This is a genomic window from uncultured Bacteroides sp. (assembly GCF_902472605.1).
Classification (GTDB): Bacteria; Bacteroidota; Bacteroidia; order Bacteroidales; family Bacteroidaceae; genus Phocaeicola.
The window spans coordinates 1-21,624 of the sequence record NZ_CABROP010000023.1; the positions used below are offsets into that span (position 1 = coordinate 1).

General features: G+C 41.2%; 16 protein-coding genes. 7 read left to right on the forward strand and 9 right to left on the reverse strand.

Translation table 11 applies throughout. The features are described from left to right. Positions 1 to 58 precede the first annotated feature (58 nt). From RDP42_RS06855 to RDP42_RS06865, 3 genes are all read right to left on the reverse strand, one after another. Positions 59 to 310 carry a cyclomaltodextrinase C-terminal domain-containing protein gene (locus tag RDP42_RS06855; protein ID WP_303915460.1) on the reverse strand — a complete coding sequence of 84 codons (252 nt, stop codon included), beginning with the start codon at positions 308 to 310 and terminating at the stop codon, positions 59 to 61. 117 nt (positions 311 to 427) lie between these two features. Next, a complete protein-coding gene (gene purT / locus RDP42_RS06860; RefSeq protein WP_308763089.1) occupies positions 428 to 1,597 on the reverse strand; it encodes a formate-dependent phosphoribosylglycinamide formyltransferase in 1,170 nt (389 codons plus the stop codon). Positions 1,598 to 1,673: 76 nt separating this feature from the next. After that, the gene (locus RDP42_RS06865; RefSeq protein WP_308763090.1) at positions 1,674 to 2,471 is read right to left on the reverse strand and encodes an META domain-containing protein; all 798 of its coding nucleotides are present in this window, start codon (positions 2,469 to 2,471) and stop codon (positions 1,674 to 1,676) included. A 174-nt stretch (positions 2,472 to 2,645) separates the two neighbouring features. On the opposite strand from RDP42_RS06865, the gene RDP42_RS06870 reads away from it, so the two are divergent. From RDP42_RS06870 to recA, 3 genes are all read left to right on the forward strand, one after another. Next, entirely contained in the window at positions 2,646 to 3,839 is a 1,194-nt protein-coding gene (locus RDP42_RS06870) for a saccharopine dehydrogenase family protein (protein ID WP_308763091.1), read from the forward strand. 108 nt (positions 3,840 to 3,947) lie between these two features. Beyond that, positions 3,948 to 4,397: a thioredoxin-dependent thiol peroxidase gene (gene bcp / locus RDP42_RS06875; RefSeq protein ID WP_204474912.1), complete on the forward strand. Its 450-nt coding sequence runs from the start codon at positions 3,948 to 3,950 to the stop codon at positions 4,395 to 4,397. A gap of 2 nt (positions 4,398 to 4,399) precedes the next feature. Further along, positions 4,400 to 5,452 (forward strand): recombinase RecA, encoded by a 1,053-nt coding sequence (gene recA / locus RDP42_RS06880; RefSeq protein ID WP_303915466.1) that lies wholly within the window; start codon positions 4,400 to 4,402, stop codon positions 5,450 to 5,452. Positions 5,453 to 5,587: 135 nt separating this feature from the next. Here recA and RDP42_RS06885 read toward each other — a convergent pair whose 3' ends face one another. Next, the gene (locus RDP42_RS06885) at positions 5,588 to 8,485 is read right to left on the reverse strand and encodes a hypothetical protein (protein ID WP_308763092.1); all 2,898 of its coding nucleotides are present in this window, start codon (positions 8,483 to 8,485) and stop codon (positions 5,588 to 5,590) included. A gap of 66 nt (positions 8,486 to 8,551) precedes the next feature. Then, the gene (locus RDP42_RS06890) at positions 8,552 to 12,538 is read right to left on the reverse strand and encodes an N-6 DNA methylase (protein WP_308763093.1); all 3,987 of its coding nucleotides are present in this window, start codon (positions 12,536 to 12,538) and stop codon (positions 8,552 to 8,554) included. 418 nt (positions 12,539 to 12,956) lie between these two features. Between RDP42_RS06890 and RDP42_RS06895 the strand changes: the two genes are divergently transcribed. Further along, positions 12,957 to 13,928, forward strand: coding sequence for a DUF4157 domain-containing protein (locus RDP42_RS06895; protein ID WP_308763094.1), 972 nt, complete (start codon positions 12,957 to 12,959; stop codon positions 13,926 to 13,928). A 73-nt stretch (positions 13,929 to 14,001) separates the two neighbouring features. On the opposite strand, the gene RDP42_RS06900 is transcribed toward RDP42_RS06895, so the two are convergent. Together RDP42_RS06900 and RDP42_RS06905 are read right to left on the reverse strand one after the other, a co-directional pair. Further along, complete coding sequence (locus RDP42_RS06900; RefSeq protein ID WP_303916795.1) at positions 14,002 to 14,748, reverse strand: N-acetylmuramoyl-L-alanine amidase; 747 nt, start codon at positions 14,746 to 14,748, stop codon at positions 14,002 to 14,004. A 53-nt stretch (positions 14,749 to 14,801) separates the two neighbouring features. Beyond that, positions 14,802 to 15,299: a TlpA family protein disulfide reductase gene (locus RDP42_RS06905; RefSeq protein ID WP_374046936.1), complete on the reverse strand. Its 498-nt coding sequence runs from the start codon at positions 15,297 to 15,299 to the stop codon at positions 14,802 to 14,804. Between the two features lie 191 nt (positions 15,300 to 15,490). Here RDP42_RS06905 and RDP42_RS06910 point away from each other — a divergent pair, with 191 nt between their 5' ends. Further along, positions 15,491 to 16,069: a helix-turn-helix domain-containing protein gene (locus tag RDP42_RS06910; protein WP_303916789.1), complete on the forward strand. Its 579-nt coding sequence runs from the start codon at positions 15,491 to 15,493 to the stop codon at positions 16,067 to 16,069. Between the two features lie 23 nt (positions 16,070 to 16,092). Further along, the gene (locus RDP42_RS06915) at positions 16,093 to 17,745 is read left to right on the forward strand and encodes an AMP-binding protein (RefSeq protein ID WP_308763095.1); all 1,653 of its coding nucleotides are present in this window, start codon (positions 16,093 to 16,095) and stop codon (positions 17,743 to 17,745) included. 88 nt (positions 17,746 to 17,833) lie between these two features. Here the strand turns inward: RDP42_RS06915 and RDP42_RS06920 are convergent, their stop codons facing one another. Both RDP42_RS06920 and RDP42_RS06925 read right to left on the reverse strand, forming a co-directional pair. Then, entirely contained in the window at positions 17,834 to 19,594 is a 1,761-nt protein-coding gene (locus RDP42_RS06920) for a 1-deoxy-D-xylulose-5-phosphate synthase (protein ID WP_308763096.1), read from the reverse strand. A gap of 192 nt (positions 19,595 to 19,786) precedes the next feature. Beyond that, positions 19,787 to 20,494, reverse strand: a complete 708-nt coding sequence (locus tag RDP42_RS06925) for a hypothetical protein (RefSeq protein ID WP_204478520.1) — start codon at positions 20,492 to 20,494, stop codon at positions 19,787 to 19,789. 96 nt (positions 20,495 to 20,590) lie between these two features. On the opposite strand from RDP42_RS06925, the gene RDP42_RS06930 reads away from it, so the two are divergent. Then, positions 20,591 to 21,544, forward strand: a complete 954-nt coding sequence (locus RDP42_RS06930) for a tetratricopeptide repeat protein (protein ID WP_308763097.1) — start codon at positions 20,591 to 20,593, stop codon at positions 21,542 to 21,544. Positions 21,545 to 21,624 lie beyond the last annotated feature (80 nt).

The window sequence follows — 21,624 nt, forward strand, 5'->3', positions numbered from 1 at the left end:
AACACTTTGTGTATGAATTAGTTGGCTAATTTTATACTATTTACTGAATGTCCCTTCATTAGAATTCAATAATCAACGATCTACGAGGAGAAACTACGAGATTCTTTGTCAAATCGATTCTCTTTCCGCTCGATACATCTCTACCTTCTTTAGAATCCTTAGTCAAGACACCATAGTACTCAGCAGCCAGTGTCTGCTCATCACTTGTACTATTCAGCACAATCATTTCAGTTTTTCCGTCATGTACATGAGAATACATATATATTCCTCGCTGAGGAATATGATACTTCACTGTTTTGTTTTCTGCCATATACGTTGTTTAGTTTAATTTTGCGGGCGCAAATATATGCATTTCACGCATAAGTTATAAACCAAACAGCAAAAAAATTCGTGTATTTATTCTCTTTTCATGACATAAATCAACTGCTTAGTATACTTCTACCTTAGCAGCCAGTGACTTACACTTGTCACGAAGCGCATCCAAATCGCCATCGTTCTTATCGTAGCATACCACTACTCCCATACGGCGGTTCAGACGGGTGGTCGGTTTACCAAAGATACGGAGGTAAGTATTCGGCTGAGAACAAACCAGTTCCTCTCCTCTGTACTGCGGAGCCTTTTGGCTGGCAATCGGAGAAAGAATGACTGCACTTGCACCGATATGTTCCTGCGTAATACCCGGAATAGGCAATCCCAGTACCGCATACAGATGCAATTCAAACTCATTCAAGTTCTGTGTATTGGCCAAAGTCACCATACCCGTGTCATGCGGACGTGGAGAAAGTTCAGAGAAATATACTCCGTTTTCATGGCTCAGGAAGAATTCCACTCCCCACAAACCATATCCTGTCAGTGCTTTTGTCACTTTGTCGGCCATACGCTGTGCCTCAGCCAGATGTTCGGGTGCGATGTGAGCCGGCTGGAAACTTTCACGATAGTCTCCTCCCTTCTGTACGTGACCGATAGGAGGACAGAACAACGTCGGTCCGTTCTTCTGGGTCACTGTCAGCAAAGTGATTTCACTGTCAAAATGAATGAATTCCTCTACAATCAGTTCCTTGATATCGCCACGGCTACCGTTGCATCCATATTCCCATGAATACTTCAAATCGTCTTCAGATTTGGCTACTGACTGGCCTTTGCCGGAAGATGACATCAACGGTTTGATGACACACGGATAACCAATCTTATTGGCAGCCTCTTTCAGCTCCTCATAAGAGGAAGCGTAAAAATACTTCGCGGTTTTCAAGCCCAGTTCCTTGGCAGCCAAATCACGGATAGCCTTACGGTTCATGGTAAAATTCACCGCACGCGCACTCGGCACCACCTGTATGCCTTCTTTTTCCAAGTGATACAACCGTTCAGTACGTATCGCTTCTATTTCAGGAACAATGATATCCGGATGATACTTTTCTACCACACGGTCCAAAGCCTCTCCATCCAACATACTGAATACCTCGCACGCATCTGCCACCTGCATAGCCGGTGCACCTGCATAAGAGTCACACGCAATCACATACTGGCCCAAGCGCTGGGCTGCAATGGTAAATTCCTTACCAAGTTCTCCGGAACCTAACAAAAGTATTTTTTTAGTCATATATTATAAGGTTTATGCTTCTTTCCTGCAAAGATAATATTTTTCTTCGGACCTTATACCATGACCTGCCGATTTATCAAGCCTCAGTTTCCGTCTCAACCAGCTTCTTCAAGGTCAGCAATTCACTCCCGTCCTCGCCCAACAGGCTCACCATACCATTTTCTTTTACCTCAAAGCTGCGCACCTTGTTCAAGGCATCCAGAATATTTCTTTCGGTTGTCATATCCGGACAAGCCATCATCGTGGAAATCATCTGAGTGAACTGCAAAGAAGAAGACTTTCCTTCTTCCTGAGAGAACCCGCCGTTGATGGTGTTGCAGCTGGCATTTCCATATACTTTCTTCTCTGCCAGGTCGAACGTCAGCTGAGGTATTTTCTCCGTTTTGCCGATTTCCGTTCCATTCACGGCCATAATCTGCCATGTGCCATCCAAGTCGTTCAATGAAACCTCCTTTACTTCCCGTTTCTGCAAAAGAATGAGCGGTTTTCCATCGGCATCGTTCAAGGATACGCCTTCACCCACTTCTTCATATCCGGACACCTTATTCAAGGCTTCCAACACACTCTGTTCTACCTTCATGTCCGGACACATCATCCGGGTAGCCCCCACTTGTCCAAATGAAATCTTTCCTGCGTTCAGTGTATCCAAGTTGAATGTACCCATCAGACGGTTGCAACCCGCATTTCCATACAAGCGGTGTTCAGCATTGTCAAAACCCAAAAAAGGCGTATTTTCTGCACTTACTTTTTCCCCGTTCACTTCTACGATGTTCCATTCCCCTGAAAAATCAACTACGGCTACCGAGTTCTTTCCTGAGCCGCAGCTCATCAGCAGGCAAGCAAAAGCTGCTGCCGCAAAATACTTCTTATTCATAACTTGTTTCTCTTTTAATCGTAATCACATTTTCACAAACAATCTATTTTTAAGAATTGTTCATTTACAAAAATACGGATATCCCTTGAATACTGCACCATGTTTGGATTTATTTTCTATCTTTGCATATTGAACGGTAACGTTTACCGGGCATTTAAAGTATCAAATTAATAAATGAGTAAAGTATTGATTATCGGTGCAGGCGGTGTAGGTACCGTTGTTGCACACAAAGTGGCTCAGCATCCGGAAGTCTTCTCCGAAGTCATGATTGCAAGCCGCACACAGTCAAAATGTGATGCCATTGTCAAAGCAATTGGTAACCCCCACATCAAAACCGCTAAAGTCGATGCCGACAATGTGGATGAACTTGTGTCTTTATTCAATAGTTTTAAACCCGAAATCGTTATTAACGTAGCACTCCCCTACCAGGATTTAACGATTATGGAAGCATGTCTGAAAACGGGAGTAAACTACTTGGATACCGCAAACTACGAGCCGAAAGACGAGGCTCACTTTGAATACAGCTGGCAATGGGCTTACAAAAAACGCTTTGAGGAAGCCGGACTGACTGCCATTTTAGGATGTGGATTCGACCCGGGAGTAAGTGGTGTATATACTGCATACGCTGCCAAACACCATTTCGATGAAATCCAGTACCTGGACATCGTGGACTGCAACGCCGGAAACCATCACAAGGCTTTTGCCACCAACTTCAATCCAGAAATCAACATCCGCGAAATCACACAGAACGGACGTTACTACGAAAACGGCAAATGGATTACGACCAAACCGCTGGAATTCCACAAGGACCTGACTTATCCGAACATCGGCCCGCGCGATTCTTACCTTCTGTATCACGAAGAGCTGGAATCACTGGTTAAGAACTTCCCGACCATCAAGCGTGCCCGTTTCTGGATGACTTTCGGTCAGGAATACCTGACTCACCTGCGCGTAATTCAGGACATCGGTATGGCCAGCATCGAGCCTATCAACTACAACGGCATGCAGATTGTTCCGTTGCAGTTCCTAAAAGCCGTATTGCCTAACCCACAGGATTTGGGCGAGAACTACGAAGGCGAGACTTCTATCGGATGCCGTATCCGGGGTATCAAGGACGGAAAAGAACATACTTATTATGTATACAACAACTGCTCTCACCAGGCTGCGTACAAAGAAACAGGCATGCAGGGTGTAAGCTATACCACCGGTGTACCGGCCATGATTGGTGCCATGATGTTCCTGAAAGGCCTGTGGAAACGCCCGGGTGTATGGAACGTGGAAGAATTCGACCCGGATCCATTCATGGACGCGCTGAACAAATACGGACTGCCTTGGCATGAAGTATTCGACGGCGACCTGGAACTGTAATTGACTGAAAGATTACCTATATATAAAGAATCAAGAATGGAGAACCGAAGCACTCATTCTTCATTCTTGATTCTTTTCTTTTTTTCTAACTTTTTCCAACAAACAATTATGAACATAGGAGACAAAGCTCCCGAAATACTGGGAGTCAACGAAAAAGGTGAAGAAGTTCGCCTGAGCGACTACGCGGGCAAGAAAATCGTCCTCTATTTCTACCCAAAGGATATGACTTCAGGCTGTACGGCACAAGCCTGCAACCTCCGCGACAACTATGCCGAGCTCCAGAAAGCCGGCTACGAAGTCATCGGCGTGAGCATCAACGACGAAAAGTCACACCAGAAATTCATCGAGAAGAACCAGCTTCCGTTTACACTGATTGCCGATACCGACCACAAGCTGGTGGAAACTTTCGGTGTATGGGGAGAAAAAAGCATGTACGGACGCAAATATATGGGCACTTTCCGTACCACTTTCATCATTAACGAACAAGGCATCATCGAACGGATTATTTCACCCAAGGAAGTGAAGACCAAAGACCATGCCGCACAAATCCTACAATAATTATGGCCAAGAAAGACGAATTAGAATTTGAAGGAGGCATCGAAAATAGCGCCCCCAAACCCGATAACAGTGAGAAACTGAAAGCCCTGCAGGCAGCCATGGACAAAATTGAGAAGAGCTTCGGAAAAGGCTCTATCATGAAAATGGGCGACGACCACGTGCAGGAAGTAGAAGTCATCCCAACCGGCTCCATTGCCCTGAATGCGGCACTTGGTGTAGGCGGTTACCCGAAAGGACGTATCATCGAAATCTATGGTCCGGAATCCTCCGGTAAGACCACATTGGCTATCCATGCCATCGCCGAAGCACAGAAAGCCGGCGGTATTGCCGCTTTCATCGATGCAGAACATGCTTTCGACCGTTTCTATGCAGCCAAGTTAGGAGTGGACATCGACAACTTGTGGATTTCACAGCCCGACAACGGCGAACAGGCATTGGAAATTGCCGAGCAGCTGATTCGTTCCTCTGCCATCGACATCATTGTCATCGACTCTGTAGCGGCTCTGACTCCGAAAGCTGAAATTGAAGGTGACATGGGCGACAACAAAGTCGGTCTGCAAGCCCGACTGATGTCACAAGCTCTGCGCAAGCTGACTTCTGCCATCAGCAAGACCAACACGACTTGTATTTTCATCAACCAGCTGCGTGAAAAAATCGGTGTCATGTTCGGAAACCCAGAAACTACTACCGGTGGTAACGCGCTGAAGTTCTATGCGTCTGTCCGCCTAGACATCCGCCGTGCTGCTCAGTTGAAAGACGGTGATGAAGTCATCGGTAACCAGGTACGTGTAAAAGTCGTAAAGAACAAGGTGGCTCCTCCTTTCCGCAAAGCCGAATTCGACATCATGTTCGGTGAAGGTATTTCCCGCAGCGGAGAAATCATCGACTTGGGTGCTGAACTGGGCATCATCAAGAAAAGCGGTTCATGGTACAGCTACAACGACACCAAGTTAGGACAAGGACGCGATGCCGCCAAACAGTGCATCCAGGACAATCCGGAACTGGCCGACGAACTGGAAAAACTGATTTTCGATGCATTGAAAGACAAGGAATAATTTCATTCTTTTCTATAATTTAAGAACGGATTCACTTTGCTGAGGTTCAGCGAGTGAATCCGTTTATTACTATTTACACATAATATTTTACATAATTCCAGCATTAGTGAGTAGCATAAATAGTAACTATTATAATCAAAGTAATTTCCTAACAAACTTTTTAACAAAAGGATTGTCTATCCAGAAATTAATTTCATCATTAGAATCTACAACATCTTGCATCATTTGTGCTATAGAATACAAATAGTTAAATGCAAAATGCAAATCTAATAAGACCCAAGTCTCAGAGTCTTTAAATACAGAAAGGAGTTTAATTATTTTATCCTCATACCCCAATTTTAAAAATTCATTTATATTTTGCTTTATCAAGAAACTAATATACCTGATATTATCAGTTAGAGCTATCGGTATCTTCATTATAGCCCTATCAATCAAAAAATCTATATCATTACGATATCTCTCTATTCCATAGTTTTTTACACCCTCGCATATATTACTACAGGCATAATCTACATCAAATGATTGCTTAGACATTAAAAGATCAACATTACTTGCATATTGAAGTCTATCAGCTAGTAATTTCTCTATATTTATGTATACTTCTGAAAGTTCAGAACGTCTTACCTCACTTAATCCTCTAATATATGCAAGCATATCTGATAGATATCTTACCTGAACGGATTTCATAAATGAATTCTTATGAAGCTTATGATGTATTTTATCGTATACACCAACATTTAAAATTAAATTCTTTTTTATGATTTCAAATTCATTATCATTCCACGTTATTGTATTGTTAAGCAAATTTAATCGAATATACATCGGTTCTGCCCATCCCCACTCTTCCTCACTAAGTACACCGCAATGCCAAATATTCATTGATAAAAAAATTTCTTTTATCTTAATAAAAGCTGCCTCATTACATCTCGTTAGATTTATTAATTGAAATAAAGCAACACGATTATGAGGTATTTTATCCGTAGGGGTATCTATTATAGTTTTACAAATTTTCTCCCTACAATTATTAGATATCATATTATTTTTATTAAATACATCAAGTAAATCTAGTGCCTCTATACTTAATATATCACGAAATATAAAAATATCTTCCAATTTAAATTCTGAAGTAATAAGATTAATTGACAAACCATTTACAATAAGACCTGACACAACCTTCTCATTAATAGAAAAAAGTTCCATCAATTGTTGAAAGATATCATTTACATTCTCCTGTTTCCTGATGTTTACAAATGCACTTTTCGCATTAAAAACTAAATCATCCGAATCTTGAATATCTCTTAATCCTTCCAACAAATCTCTGAACACTGTTTCCTTAAATGGAATAAACCATTCATCTTCGTCTACTGCTGCATACATTGCAGCGGTAATATTTAGAATACCCCTCTTAAAAGAGAACGGTGTATTTCTGTTTCCTATTGCATTAAGAGACTTTTTCAGTATATCATTAACAAATTCTTGCAAATCTTCATTGTATGTAAAATCTTCTCCAATACGTCTTTGTACATCTCTATCATTATATTGTATTGAATAAAAAAAACATGGATAAGGGAAGTGTTCATACAAATTAAAAAACACTTTATACCATGATGCAATATCAAAAATATAACTACCAGGAATGGCAAGATATATACCTGAATCAATTATAAACTGAAGAATACGTAAACTTTTCACATAATCCTCATTTCCACCACCAAAAGACATTATACTACCAACCCAACCACGTCTTTTTGGCTTTTCTTCTTTACCTCGTAAAGATGACATCATACTCACCAAAAAGTCTCCTTGACCATCCAATCCGTATTTCCAGAATTCATCCATACTATAAGGATTAGGCCATTGTCTAGAAATATAATTTGCCAATATAACTTCAAACAACTTCTCAGACGGATTTTTTTCTTTCTTAATAGCATTATCTAACAAAACTCGGGCCTCATCCTGATATTCAGAATAAACAGCCATTCTCATAACTTTAGCTTGAATCCAAAAATCTTTTGCCTGCCAAATTTCAATAAGTTGCTTTGCATGAGTAAAATCCAAATGAAATAAATGACGCTGAATTTGCTCATATATATTCCAATCAGAACTTCTATCATTAATAACATCGCTTGAGCCACACAGCGTCTTTTCGCGTTCTTTTAATTGAATCCATATAGGTAACTTATTTAACTCAGCATCATCATTGTGATAATTCCTGTAATAACTTGGAAGCTGACCTATATCCAAAACGGCCCAAGCAAATAAATTGGCTTTCTCTGCACTAAGCAATTCTTTCGTCATTAGTTGATTAATAACATTTTCTTGCGGAAAAATGATTTTCGAAAACCTAATTTCTTTTTTTAACTTAATAATTTTTTTTATAGAATTAGAAAGGCTTTTCTTTTTATAAATTAGTTCGTTTAATTCTTCCCATAATTTTCGGTACTCATAAATTTGAGATTTCGCCCTTAAATTTACTATATCCAATCCTTTCTTTATCTTTTTCTTATAAGGCTGATTATTTATAACATAATTCTCAATATCTCGTTTCAATCTTTCTTCAAAATTAGAGACATCATTATATGTCATATACATAACACCATTTTCTTCTAATTTTTTCTTAAAACATAATACTTTGGATAATTGAGATAAATCAATTTTATCAATAGGTAATTTAGGATTTCCAAAATAAAAGAAAATATTACTTATTTCTCCATTCTTATATTTTTCGTAAGCTATATCAAATTCTTCTTCCGTACCCGAACCGGCATTAGGAGTCGGAGTTCCAAAACGAGTTTTCATTATACCTATAAACAAATCGTATTTCCCATCCATTTGAGTATTTATGACATCCTGACCATATGCTCCTACGCTTGGATAAACATCATTTTCCCAACGCAAAGATGAAAATCTGATTCCTTTCAATTTACCTATACCATTATTTATATCCTCAAAAACTTTTTCACAAGCATCACGTTCTTCACCTGTATCACTAGGAGAAGCTATAAAACACTTTATTTCAGATACGTTGTTCATAAAAAGATATATTAGCTTTATTATTAACGAATAAAGAAAGAATCAATTTCACTTATTATCAAATAGTTATTTTAAATATTTATCTAAGACCTCTTGTTTCCTAAACGCTGCTTCATTTACAATAGCTATAGCTTTAGAAAGTTCTTTTTTGTATATCAAAAATTTTCTTACAGCTTCTCTTTGTGAATCCAAATCTATATTAGGTATCATATAAGCAGAAAACTGTTGTGCATTAATATTTGGCTGAGCTGTACCACCACGTGTCTGAATAGTCCATTGTTGATAATTTGTAGACCGAGTCATCAAATCCAAGAACTCTGGAAGAAGCATATTCTCATTCGGATGAAATTTAATCAAATAACCTGCATATAAAGCTTTGCCATATGATTGTTTATATAGGAAGGTTTTACCGGCTGTTGCACCAGACCTTGCAAATAGCATATCTCCATCTTGCAATACATATTTTTCATCAATTTCTGTTGCAGTTTTCCATTCAGAATTAAGTTCTCCATAATCATTGATATCTGTAACACGTATATAACGAAAATCAGTTTCTGGATCACCCTCACGTGCTGAAGCATTAGCTCCATACATAGGTTCATAACATAATGAACCAAGAGATACAAATCTCGCATTAAAGAAAAATTTATCAGCAAGACTCGTTATATTTTTTCGTAATATATCTATTCTATCTATATTCATCTTTAAAATATTTTCTATTTCAGTCGATTCATTAACAACTTTCAACTGAATTTCTTTCTCTGGAATAGGTACATCAAAATTCTGAATAGATTTCCGATCTCCACGTGGCATTTTAACGCCTGTTTTTCCAACCATAATATATTCAAAGAATAAATCACATGACAAAATATCATAAAGATATTTTGTCATCACTTCTGAAGGTTTCATATTCCTTAATACCAATATATCGTTAGAACAGCCACCATCACGATTAGCCATCCAAATTTTTTTCAAATAGGGACGTATATTGGAAATTAAAATATCACCTTTTTTATATTCTGTCACTTTATCAATAATAGGTACCCCATCGTAGGGAATAATTCCACAACGATTCTGTAACATATTTTCCGTAGAAATATAAGAATTCAATTCAATTGTGCCAAACGGTATTTTATCATTTACAAATAAAGCGATCTTACCCAATTTCTCTGTTGGATATTTTGTACTTATCTGCGGATAAGATAATATTGCAGTTGTCTTAATAGCTTTATCAAATTCCACCCGAGAAAAATCTAATAAATCCGTTAATGCACATATACTTACAATATCATTTAAATCTTCTCCAATCTCAAAATCTTCTCCACTGTAATTTTTACGAATCAAAGAATTTATCTTATTATCATCTTTAAAGTTAATTGGATTGAATAAAGGTGTAACAATCCCTTCAACGCCTTTCAATCGTTCGAGTGTATCATCTTCCTCCTCTTCATCATCAGAAGATGATTTCTGCGTAACAATAGTATTGAGATAATGTATTCCTTCATCTCCTTTACGATTACTCCATTCATACCCTAAAAAAAGCTTTTCTTTCTTCTTATCGTTCGGACTTTGTATTACAAGTACCTGCTGTGGATTACCAGCTGCCAATATATAATAATACAATTTCTCTTTTTCAATTTCTTGGATAAAACGAAGAGTGAAATTCATCTCTACATTTTTCCTACCTGAAGATGTTAAATTTTTATACGCTTTAATCTTTACATACCTCTGTGCTTCATCACGTACTTTTTTAGCTTCACTGGCAAGTGAATTTGAGATTGAATTTTTACCTTGTTTATGGATATTAAGCGCCTTAATATATTCCTGTACCATCGCTGTTGCAAGAAATGAATCAGTAAGCTCCCCACGCATCATAGAAAAATAATCCTCTCGCTCATATCCCATTCGTTTAATATAACTATCCAATAAATCAGAGTCTTTATAAAACTTATCATCTTTTGTATTGCCACTAAACCATTCATTCACTCGATATTCTATTTGTATTGCTTCATCTGGTTCTATAGCTTTACGCCGGAGAAAAAGAGCTACTGTATTAGTACTAGTTTGCCCAAAGGTATTGGGACCTAAACAAACTACAGAAATAATATCGAATGTTTTTAAAAGAAGTTCACGAGTACGCATATAAATTCCTCCTTTTGAAAGAATACTAGAAGGAAGAATGATTGTTGCAACTCCTCTACTATCAAGCAGCTGCGAAGCTCGTTCTATAAAAAAAGTCTCTATAGCATTATTCTTCTCAATATTACTTACATATGAATTAAGTTGATATCTCTTACGTTCTTCTTCATCTAACGTTTCAAGAAACCCAGAAACAGCGTATGGAGGATTAGCTATCAATACATTAAAAGAATGTTCTTTCACATTATGAATTCTCACTAAACCATCTGAAAAATGTATATGTATACCATCCATACCATACATAAACGCTGCTACCTGACTAACTTTAGACAGACGATAATCTTTTTCTATACCAATAACACTCTTCAAATATGGAGCAATAGCTATCTTATTTTCATTAGTGTTTTTTTCATTCAATTCTTCAATAATAATTTTTATCTGTCTCGCGTATTCAGTTAGAAAATGCCCTGCTCCACAAGCATAGTCAATAACATATGGTACAGAACTACTTCCTTCAATTATTTTTTTGAGTGGCAATGAAGATACCAAAAATCTCACGATAGGTATTGGAGTAAAAAACTGACCTTCACTCTGATGAACTCCCTTATTAAGAAATCCCTCAAATAAATCACCAAGAAACTGATTATCTGTATTGCTAGTTAAATATATTTCTTGAAGCATAGAAATCACATCTTTCAAAATAACTGCATTTTGAAAAAAAAGTTGTTCATTATGCACATCAAGAAAAGCAAATGGATTATTATTAAAATATTTAATCTGACGAAAATAGCGTTTAATTGTATCTCGTGCCACATCTGCTTTAGATGTAAGAAACTTAAAAGCCTCATCAATCTTACGATTCTCAATAAAAGTTACTTCATCATCAAAAAACTCTTTCATCCCTATACGATACAATTCATTTAAACGATCTTGTAATGAAAAATAGTCATCATATGCCGCCCCTTTCCACAATAAATTGAGTTGATGAGCATTATATTTTTCATCAACAATTTTAGAAATGAATAGATTGATAAGTTTATCAAAAGCATTTTCATGACTTGATATGGTATGTTTACGCAAAATTACAGCAAATTCATTGTATTTCTTCTCCAAAGAATACTCATCAACTGTTTTGAGATCAGACAAACTATAATTTTTCTTTCCAATCTCAAAAGGTTTAATTCCCTCTTCTAATAAACCACGCGTATTAAAATCTTGCTTATAAGTCTGTTTCCAAACATTAAAAAAGTCCTCCGAACTTCCTTGTTCTTTACGTAATCTGCCAAAACCAACTAAATTAGAATCAGTTTGTAAATATTCGTCATTATCCACAAGGGAAATGATGTGATATATATTTTCAAAACGATATTCCTTATGTCCATTCTTTGTATATTCTGAATAATCTGCAGCATATAGACAAAGATATTTTGCTTTACGATAAGTATTAAAATAACGAAATAGCTGATCACCATTACGAAGTGTTTTTAACCAATGTCTACGAAATTCATCATCCTTTTGTGAAACATCGGCTGTTTTACATTCAATTATCAAATATTGGTCTTCCTTATATTTATTATTTCTATTATCCGGAACTACAAGTATATCACAATATCCTTTATCAGTACCACTATAGTTTTTACCTTCAAGTAATATATTCCATGGTTGATATCCACGTTCAAAAAGTTGAGCAACACAAAGAAAAACTACAAAACTTTCTTTTTGATAATCTTCCTGTGTTGTATTACGATTAGCAATTACACCATCAGGATACTCAAATTGTCCAGAGGCTGAGTTATAAGCAAGATCGAATCCACCTTCACTAGAACCATAATGCCGAACGTAAACATTGTTATTTTTATTAAAGCCGAAGAGATTACTAACAAGTATGTCAGTTATATTTTTTTTTGTTATCATCTATCTTTCAGTAGTTAAATTATCTGATACTGATTACAAATATACTGAATTATATGCAAGAAACAAATAACAATCTTCTATCCCATTTTTTCCGAATCTCAAGGCGAATTCTCTGTTTCACACTGTGAAATACAAAAACCACAGTGTGGAATATATATTTCACACTGTGGGACACAAATCCCACACTGTGAAACAGAACTATCTCTCCTTCAAAAAACAAGATGAACGCCTGCATTTTACCTTTTCCAGACACCTGTATCGCACAACATACTTGAGCTCCTCCCTCACACCGTCTACGCACACAATCATTCTATTTTTCTCTTCATACGTTTTTCTTGACAAAAATCAGCGAAAGAAACAAAAAAATACGCTATATTTACCACGATGAATTATTGTGAACCACTAAAAAAACGAAACTATGACCTTAAAGCATCAATTTCTTTTCATATTTTGCCTGACTCTTTCCACAGTTGCTGCTTGGGCACAAAGTAATAAATTTGCCAATTCGGTTTTCCGTTTTGCCACCCGTGCCGAGGCACAAATGCTGATTACGGAACTGGACGACTACACCCGTAACTGGAACCAATTTGACATTGACGTCCGCTTGCAGAAGCCTCAGGGACGTAAATCAGAACTCCTGCAATTCGCCATGGACCAGACACTCAACTGGAGCGATGAAGAAAAAACACGCATCAGCAAAACCATGAAGAGTCTGGATGCAGAAATCAAGAAACAAAAATATCAGCTGGAGTTTCCGAAAGAGATTATTTTCGTGAAAACCACTCAAAAGGAAGAGGGAAACGCACAGGCCTACACCCGCATGAACTGGATTGCCATTGGAGAGGAAGCTCTGAAAAGTGCTTCCGAGGAAGACTTTAAATACCTGATTGCCCATGAACTGTTCCACCTGCTGACCCGACAGAATGCCGACTTCAAGAAAGACATGTATCAGATCATCGGATTTGATACGACAGAGAAAGAAATCCTCTTCCCGTCCGACTTGGCGGAGATGCGCATCTCCAACCCTGACATCAGCCGCTACGACAGCTACGGTACATTCACGATCGGAGGACAGAAACAATATTGCACCATGGTAATCTATACCGACAAGCCTTACGACGGGAAAACCTTGTTTGATTACCTGAAAATCGGACTGGTTCCGCTGAACGAAGAGTTTATCCCTATTCAGAAATCCGGCAAAACCATTGTTTACTCGTTGGACGAAGCAGAAGATTTCTACACGCAAGTAGGGAAAAACACCAGTTATGTAATCAATCCGGAGGAAATCATGGCCGACAATTTTGCCTTCACCCTGATCGGCAAAAAGGACTTGCCCAATCCGGAAATCATTCAGAATACACAAAAGGTATTGAAAGCCAATAACCGATAAACAATTTCATATCCCAACAAAAAAAGTCAGGTCGCCTTAGAAAGGTGCCTGACTTTTTTTATGATACTTTATTTTATTTCTTCCGGAAATCTTTTTCCAATGCCAACGTAATCCAGTTGGCCAACGCCTGCCGGTTGTCGGCAATAACCAGACGTTTCTGGTCTTGTGCATTCTGGATGTTTCCTACTTCCAAGAATACGCCTACCGGATTGGTCTTGCGAAGCACAAACAAGTTGCGTTCACTTACCGTACCGTCGAATCCGCGATTAGGCTGATGGCGGTCGTATTTGGCACGGAACGTACGCTGCACCTCTTTTGCCAGCCGTTTTCCTTTTGAACTGCCCGGAGCATGATAAAAGTACACGTCGGTCTGGTTATGGCGTGCCCTACTGTCCACATGAATGAACACCGCCCGCTTGTAACGGCTCTTATCCTTCCTATAGAGACGGTTGATGGCATCACAACGTTGCTGCAAACGAGCCACCTGATTCAGCGGTATTTCCTGTCCCATACAAGTCTCACGTTTGCTGTTGTTCAACACTGCCTGGTTACGGATACCGTCTTTCTTATCCTGAATGATGAAATACACTTTTGCTCCCCGCTTCAACAGCTCCCGACCGAGACGAAGAATAATATCGTAGGCATACTCGTCTTCATGCAGTTCTTTCCCTTGATATTTACCAATACAACCAGGGTCTGGACCACCGTGTCCGCTCACCAGATAAAAGACAGCTCCTTTCAAAGAACTGGACGTCACGGCATACGAGGCATACTTCTTTCCTAACAGCGGTTCATAGTTGCCTTTCTTTCTTGCATACATTCCCAAGGGGAGACACAGCAGAAAGGCCAACAACACACATCCATACTTCTTCATCACTTCAGCAACTCCTCTATTTTCCGGCAAAGAGAAGCAAATTCCTCTTCATTATACAAACGCGTCATCATGACAATCTTTCCATCCTTCCCTATCAGAACGTTACGGGTAATTCCGGCATTGCGTTCCGCATACTTGGCAAAGATATCTGCCCCCGGATCGAGCCCCAGCGGATAAGTCACCCCTGTCTGCTTGGCAAAAGCCTTCACGCGTTCCAACGGTTCATCACGGTCTACCCCGTAGAGCACGAATGACGCATTGTCTTTATGCTTCTGCCAGATATCTTTCTCAATAAAAGGCATTTCCTTGCGGCATACCCCACACCAACTGGCCGTAAACTGCAACATCACCACTTTACCTTTCAAATCAGACAGCTTCACCTTACTGCCATCTACCAGCGTCATCTCAAAGTCGGGTGCCGTATCCCCCACCTTTACAATATAGCCAGCTGCATCAGGGACAGGCTGGCTGGCTTGAAGAGGAGCATGACTGCCCATACATCCGATCAATGCCAATGCTAAAAACAGCTTTTTCATATTCATTCTAAATTATAATCCGGCTCAAAGATAACACAAAAATTTAAGAAACAGCCATATAAAAAGAGAAACACGCATTTTATGAAAGGTCCTGAATGTTTATGCTGAAACTTTATTACCTTTGCATAAAGAATTCAAAAAAGACTCAACTAATGGACTGCACAACTATTATCGGAGAAAAAATAAAATCCATCCGAAACAATCAGAAAATGAGCATCCAAGAACTGGCCGAACGTACAGGCCTGACAATGGAACAAGTGAGCCGCATCGAAGAGAACGTAGACATCCCATCGCTTACTCCACTGATGAAAATAGCCCGTGCCTTAGGCGTACGACTGGGTACTTTCTTGGACGAACAACTTAACGAAGAAGGACCGGTCATCTGCCGGAAAGGAAAGGCAGACGATACCATCAGCTTTTCAAACCATACCTCACAGGAATGGCAGCATATGCACTATCATTCACTGGCAAAGAATAAAATCGACCGCCACATGGCGCCGTTTATCATCGACATTGAAAACAACAACGATAGAAAATTCTTTCTCTCCGACCATGAAGGAGAAGAGTTTATCATGGTACTGAAAGGTGAACTGGAAATCACTTACGGAAAAAGTACTTATCTGCTGAAAGAAGGTGACACAATTTATTATGATGCCCTTGTACCGCACCATATACATGCCGCCAACGGAAAGCCGGCACAAATTCTGGCCGTGATTTACTTGCCTTCATAAACCTTCTTCAAACCTTTAACAACATGTTACAACTATCTGAAAGAACCATGGGTGACTGGCTGGAGCATTGGGCAGAAGTGACTCCGGACAAAGAATACATTGTCTATTCCGACCGCAACCTGCGCTTCACCTGGAAACAGTTTAACGAACGGGTAGACCAGATGGCCAAAGGCTTGCTGGCCATCGGAGTGGAAAAAGGTACGCACGTAGGTATCTGGGCCCGCAACGTACCCGACTGGCTGACAATCCTGTTTGCCTGTGCCAAAATCGGAGCTGTAACCATCACCGTCAATACGAACTACAAACAGACCGAGCTGGAATACCTTTGTGAACACTCTGACATGCACACCCTGTGTATCGTGGACGGAGAAAAGGACAGCAATTTCGTGGACATGACCTATAAGATGCTGCCGGAACTGAGACTCTTTGAGCGAGGACACATGAAGAGCAAGCGTTTTCCTTACATGCGCAACGTGATTTACATCGGACCGGAAAAATACAGGGGGATGTACAACACGGCGGAAGTACTGTTGTTGGGACACAACGTGGATGAGGAAGAGCTGATACAGGCTAAAAAACAAGTGAGCTGCCACGACACGGTGAACATCCAGTACACTTCGGGTACCACGGGATTTCCTAAAGGCGTAATGCTGAGCCACTACAATATTGTGAACAACGGCTTTCTGACAGGGGAGCACATGAAATTCACCCCCGACGACAAACTGTGCGTGTGCGTACCGTTGTTCCACTGCTTCGGTATCGTACTGGGTGTCATCAACTGCCTGACCCACTGCAGCACCCTGGTCATGGTTGAACGTTTCGACCCGCTGGTGGTATTGGCTTCCATTCACAAGGAACGATGTACAGTACTTTACGGTGTACCGACCATGTTTATTGCCGAACTGAATCATCCGATGTTCAACATGTTCGACATGTCGAGTCTGCGCACGGGCATCATGGCGGGATCGGTCTGCCCGGTCGAACTCATGAAAGAAGTGGAAGAGAAAATGTACATGCGCGTCACCAGCGTGTACGGACTTACCGAAGCCTCGCCCAGCATGACTCAAAGCAGTCCGGACGATGACCAGGAGGTGAGATACAATACCGTAGGCCATGCCTTCGAATTTACCGAAGTAAAAGTCCTCGACCCCGAGACCGGTGAAGAATGTCCCGTCGGCGTGCAAGGTGAGATGTGCAACCGAGGCTACAACAACATGAAAGGATATTACAAAAATCCGGAAGCCACCGCGGAAATTATCGATGCCAAGGGTTTCCTTCATTCGGGCGACTTGGGCATAAAAGACGAAAACGGAAACTTCCGCATCACGGGCCGTATCAAGGACATGATTATCCGTGGCGGCGAAAACATCTATCCGTGTGAAATCGAGAAGTTCCTCTACACGATGCCGGGTATCAAGGATGTACAGGTAATCGGAGTACCTTCCCCCAAATACGGGGAATCCGTGGGAGCCTTCATCATTCTGCACGAGGGATGCACCATGAACGAACTGGATGTCCGGGAATTCTGTTTGGGAAAAATTGCCCGTTACAAAATTCCCAAATACATCTTCTTCGTCAAGGAGTTCCCGATGACAGGAAGCGGGAAAATCCAGAAGTTCAAGCTGAAAGAACTGAGCGTAAAACTCTGTGCCGAACGAGGCATCGAGATTATATAAACTTTCAAACAACCAAAAGAAATGGCTCCCCGGACGGATAAATCCATCTTGGGGAGCCATTCATTTTTATTCCTCCCAATGATACACGTCAGGCAAGCTGTTGCAGAATGTCGGCGGCAATCTGAGGGGCAGTGAGATGATTCTTCTCCAAGAACTCCTGCACATCGAAACGGTCTACAAATTCCTTCCGGGCACCGAAATTAAGCACCTTCATCGGACTGCAACCGAAATAGCGGGCAATCTTCTCGCCGAATCCGCCGTCCAGTACCCCGTCTTCCAAGGTTACCACCAGTTCGTGGTCGGCCTTCAGTTCTTCCATCAGGGCCTCATCCACTCCCGTAATGTAACGCGGATTGATCAGAGTAGCTTCTATTCCTTTCTGTTCCTTGAGCAAAGCGGCTGTCTCTTCTGCCAGCCCGAAGAAAGACCCCAGCCCCAGAATAGCTACGCGGCTCCCCTTCCGGACGGTCTGATAGCGGTTTAATTGACTATAGTCTGCATCCACCGGACGATGCCCGTAAGCCAGTTCCGTGGCCGGCACACGGATAGCTACCGGATGTTCGTTCTGCCGGATACTCCACTCCAGCATGGCCATATACTCTTCCCGGCAGGTAGGAGCCAGATACACCAAATTCGGAATGTTGCTGAGAAGCGGAATGTCGAAGAAGCACAGATGTGTCACATCGTTCATGGCCGAGAGTGAACCCCAGAACACTAACAGCACGGCCGGATTGCGGTTGATACACAAGTCCTGTGAAATCTGGTCGTATGCACGCTGGATAAACGTACTATATACGCCGAACAAAGGCTTTCCTCCATTCTTGGCAATGCCGGAAGCCAGCGCCACGGCATGTTCCTCTGCAATGCCCACATCGACGAACTGCTTCCCGGCAGCTTTCCGACGGTCGGGAGTGAATCCCATCACGGTAGGCGTACCGGCTGAAATAGCTACAATACGACGGTCTTCCTGCATGCGGCGCAACAGGTAGCAGGCTGTCAGGTCGGCATAGTCCTGCGGCTCTTCGCTCGGGTGGAACACCACCCCTGTTTCTGGGTTGAACGGCATTGTCCAGTGATAGGTTTCCTTATCTTTCTCGGCAGGAGCATATCCCTTCCCTTTCAGTGTATTGATGTGTACCACAACCGGATGGTCAATGTCCTTTACCTGCTGGAAGGCATTGATCAGTGCCTCCACATTGTTTCCTTCGTTCACGTAAAGATAATCCAATCCCATCGCCCGGAAAAGATTGCAAGGACACTGCCCGTTGCTTTCACGCAGTTCCTGCAGATTGCGGTACAGTCCTCCATGATTCTCGGCAATCGACATCTGGTTGTCGTTGACTATTATGATAAAGTTCGTACCTAATTCAGCTGCATAATCCAGTCCTTCCAAGGCTTCTCCCCCACTGAGTGAGCCGTCTCCGATGACTGCAATCACGTTGCCGCCCTTCCCCGTCAGGTCCCGGCCTTTCACCAGTCCGCCTGCTAGGCTGACAGAAGTAGAAGTATGTCCCATCACAAAATGGTCGTGCACACTTTCCATCGGTTCCGAATAACCAGACACCTCGTCATACTGTTCCGCATGCAGGAAGGCATCTTTACGTCCGGTCAGCATTTTATGGACATAACTTTGATGTGACACATCGAACACAATCTTATCTTCCGGCGAGTGGAACACGTAATGCAAGGCAATCGTCGCTTCCACCATTCCGAAATTGGGACCGAAATGTCCTCCGTGTGCGCTCAGTTTCTGCAACAGAACCTGGCGTATTTCATGGCTTAATTCATTCATCTCTGCTACCGACAGTTTTTTGACGTCGGCCGGTGAATTGATTTTTTCCAGATACATAAAATAATATTTAAACAAGTTACACATTAAAGACGCAAATTCACGAAGCAAAAATAGCGTTTCTTCCGCCCGATGAAGGTATATAAATTACGGCTTTTTATACCCGAATTCCCGACTATCCCGACAAAACAAAAGAGACCGCTTCATCCTTTCGGTGAAACAGTCTCTTTGTAGCAATATAGTATCTGCCATTTACTTATTCACAATCTTGACCAGCAAAGTCTTGCTGTCCAGCTTACCCTTGGTATCGTACGCCTCTGATTTTACCAGTCCGACTCCTTCCGCATACCACTCTGTCACGCGGAGCGTAGTGGTTTTCAGTACGATTTTCGTACGTTGCAAATAAGAAATCTTCACACAATCGAACTTTCCGGCAGTGGTGCTGATGGTTTCATTTCCCATATAAGCCGCACCGGAAATATTCACTTCATTCTTCAGCATGTTACGTACCACCTGATACGAACGGTCAGGAATGCTCTCGCCTCCTTTAGCCTCATCTTTAATAGTAAACGAATTGTCTCCTTTAAATTTCAGTTTCTCCAACAAGCCTAAACGGGCTGCCTCATTGTATTTCTCCGGATCGGAATCAGAATCGATATACGGACCATACATCAAATCTTCGGTACAAACCGTGTTTGTTCCATCATAACTCCAATTGAACAACGTATAGCTGGTATTGTTCTTTGCTTTCGTAGTGACAATCTTGTCATAATAGGAAGCCTGCACCTTCCCGTCGGCCTTTGCCACCTTGCTCACCGTCATGGTTTCATTAGAGGTGCTTTGACCGATTTCATCATAATTTACATAGTGCAATTCTGTTCCTTCTGTCGTACAGAAATATTGTGCCTGCATAGAATGGCAGCCTAAAATGGCCGCAACCAAAAACATAAGCCTCTTCATAGTTTCTTTTTTTAAACAAAATACGGTGCAAACATACAAATTTCTTTCTTTTTTCTGTCTATCTTTGCCACTGAAAAAACATTAAATCGACTATACATGGGATTATTATCATCTTTATTCGGAAAAAGCCAATCCGATGAAAACGAACAGGAAAGACAAGACAAGAAAAACTTCGACATTCTGAAATACGACGGCATCCGTGCCCGCAATATGGGAAAACTGGACTACGCCATCAAATGTTTTGAAGAGGCTGTAGCGCTCAACGATGAAAACGAAACACTGGGACTGCTGGCCAGTGCCTACCTCCAAGCCAACCGCACAGACGATGCACGTATCACCCTCGACCGGCTCGTGGCAAAAGATGAAACCAACATACAGGCCTTGCTGTCGCTGGCCAGCGTATGCTTCTTGCAGGAAGATTATGACGGCATGAACAATGCTTGCCAGAAAGCCATCGCCATAGATGATAAAAATGCACAAGCCTATTATCTGGCCGGGAAAGCGGCGCATGGCATGAAAAACGGAATACAGGCTATTGTGATGCTGACCAAAGCCCTCGCCCAAAACGAGAGTTACACCGAAGCGTACCTGCTACGGGCCGAAGTATTGTGGGAAATGCGCCAGGCCAAAGATGCGTTGGACGACTTGGAACAAGTGTTGAAACTTAATCCGGAAGAGGAAGAAGCCTTGCTACTGAAAGCTACCATCCACATCCAGCTCGGACAGACGGAAGATGGTGAGGGATGCTTGGATCAGGTGATTTCACTGAACCCATTTAACGTAAAGGCTTACCTGCTGAAAGGGAGTCTGCTGACAGAAGAGAAGAAACTGGACCAGGCCTTGGAGAACTATCAGGAAGCCATTGAACTGATTCCGCAAGATGCCCAGCTGTATCAGGAAAGAGGACGGGTACGTCTGCTGATGGGTGACAAGGACGGAGCTACGGAAGACATGAAAAAAGCCATCGAACTGGCTCCCGAAAAAGAGAACCTGATTTCCGGTCATTTCGATAATTTTGAGAAGAATAACTTGCAGACGGGAATTTATTAATCCGTATTATATAAGAGAAACGGCTGTGGAAACCTCCTCAAAGAAGCATTCCACAGCCGTTTTTCCTATATATACCCTCT

What these genes read in the sequence shown, in the direction of transcription:
- purT (WP_308763089.1), bottom strand. Translation starts at nt 1,597, where the DNA reads ATGACTAAAAAAATACTTTTGTTAGGTTCCGGAGAACTTGGTAAGGAA.
- RDP42_RS06905 (WP_374046936.1), bottom strand. Translation starts at nt 15,299, where the DNA reads ATGGGCAGTCATGCTCCTCTTCAAGCCAGCCAGCCTGTCCCTGATGCA.
- bcp (WP_204474912.1), top strand. Translation starts at nt 3,948, where the DNA reads ATGAACATAGGAGACAAAGCTCCCGAAATACTGGGAGTCAACGAAAAA.
- RDP42_RS06870 (WP_308763091.1), top strand. Translation starts at nt 2,646, where the DNA reads ATGAGTAAAGTATTGATTATCGGTGCAGGCGGTGTAGGTACCGTTGTT.
- RDP42_RS06900 (WP_303916795.1), bottom strand. Translation starts at nt 14,748, where the DNA reads ATGTATGCAAGAAAGAAAGGCAACTATGAACCGCTGTTAGGAAAGAAG.
- RDP42_RS06890 (WP_308763093.1), bottom strand. Translation starts at nt 12,538, where the DNA reads ATGATAACAAAAAAAAATATAACTGACATACTTGTTAGTAATCTCTTC.
- RDP42_RS06895 (WP_308763094.1), top strand. Translation starts at nt 12,957, where the DNA reads ATGACCTTAAAGCATCAATTTCTTTTCATATTTTGCCTGACTCTTTCC.
- RDP42_RS06885 (WP_308763092.1), bottom strand. Translation starts at nt 8,485, where the DNA reads ATGAACAACGTATCTGAAATAAAGTGTTTTATAGCTTCTCCTAGTGAT.
- RDP42_RS06910 (WP_303916789.1), top strand. Translation starts at nt 15,491, where the DNA reads ATGGACTGCACAACTATTATCGGAGAAAAAATAAAATCCATCCGAAAC.
- RDP42_RS06915 (WP_308763095.1), top strand. Translation starts at nt 16,093, where the DNA reads ATGTTACAACTATCTGAAAGAACCATGGGTGACTGGCTGGAGCATTGG.
- RDP42_RS06920 (WP_308763096.1), bottom strand. Translation starts at nt 19,594, where the DNA reads ATGTATCTGGAAAAAATCAATTCACCGGCCGACGTCAAAAAACTGTCG.
- RDP42_RS06930 (WP_308763097.1), top strand. Translation starts at nt 20,591, where the DNA reads ATGGGATTATTATCATCTTTATTCGGAAAAAGCCAATCCGATGAAAAC.
- RDP42_RS06865 (WP_308763090.1), bottom strand. Translation starts at nt 2,471, where the DNA reads ATGAATAAGAAGTATTTTGCGGCAGCAGCTTTTGCTTGCCTGCTGATG.
- RDP42_RS06925 (WP_204478520.1), bottom strand. Translation starts at nt 20,494, where the DNA reads ATGAAGAGGCTTATGTTTTTGGTTGCGGCCATTTTAGGCTGCCATTCT.
- recA (WP_303915466.1), top strand. Translation starts at nt 4,400, where the DNA reads ATGGCCAAGAAAGACGAATTAGAATTTGAAGGAGGCATCGAAAATAGC.
- RDP42_RS06855 (WP_303915460.1), bottom strand. Translation starts at nt 310, where the DNA reads ATGGCAGAAAACAAAACAGTGAAGTATCATATTCCTCAGCGAGGAATA.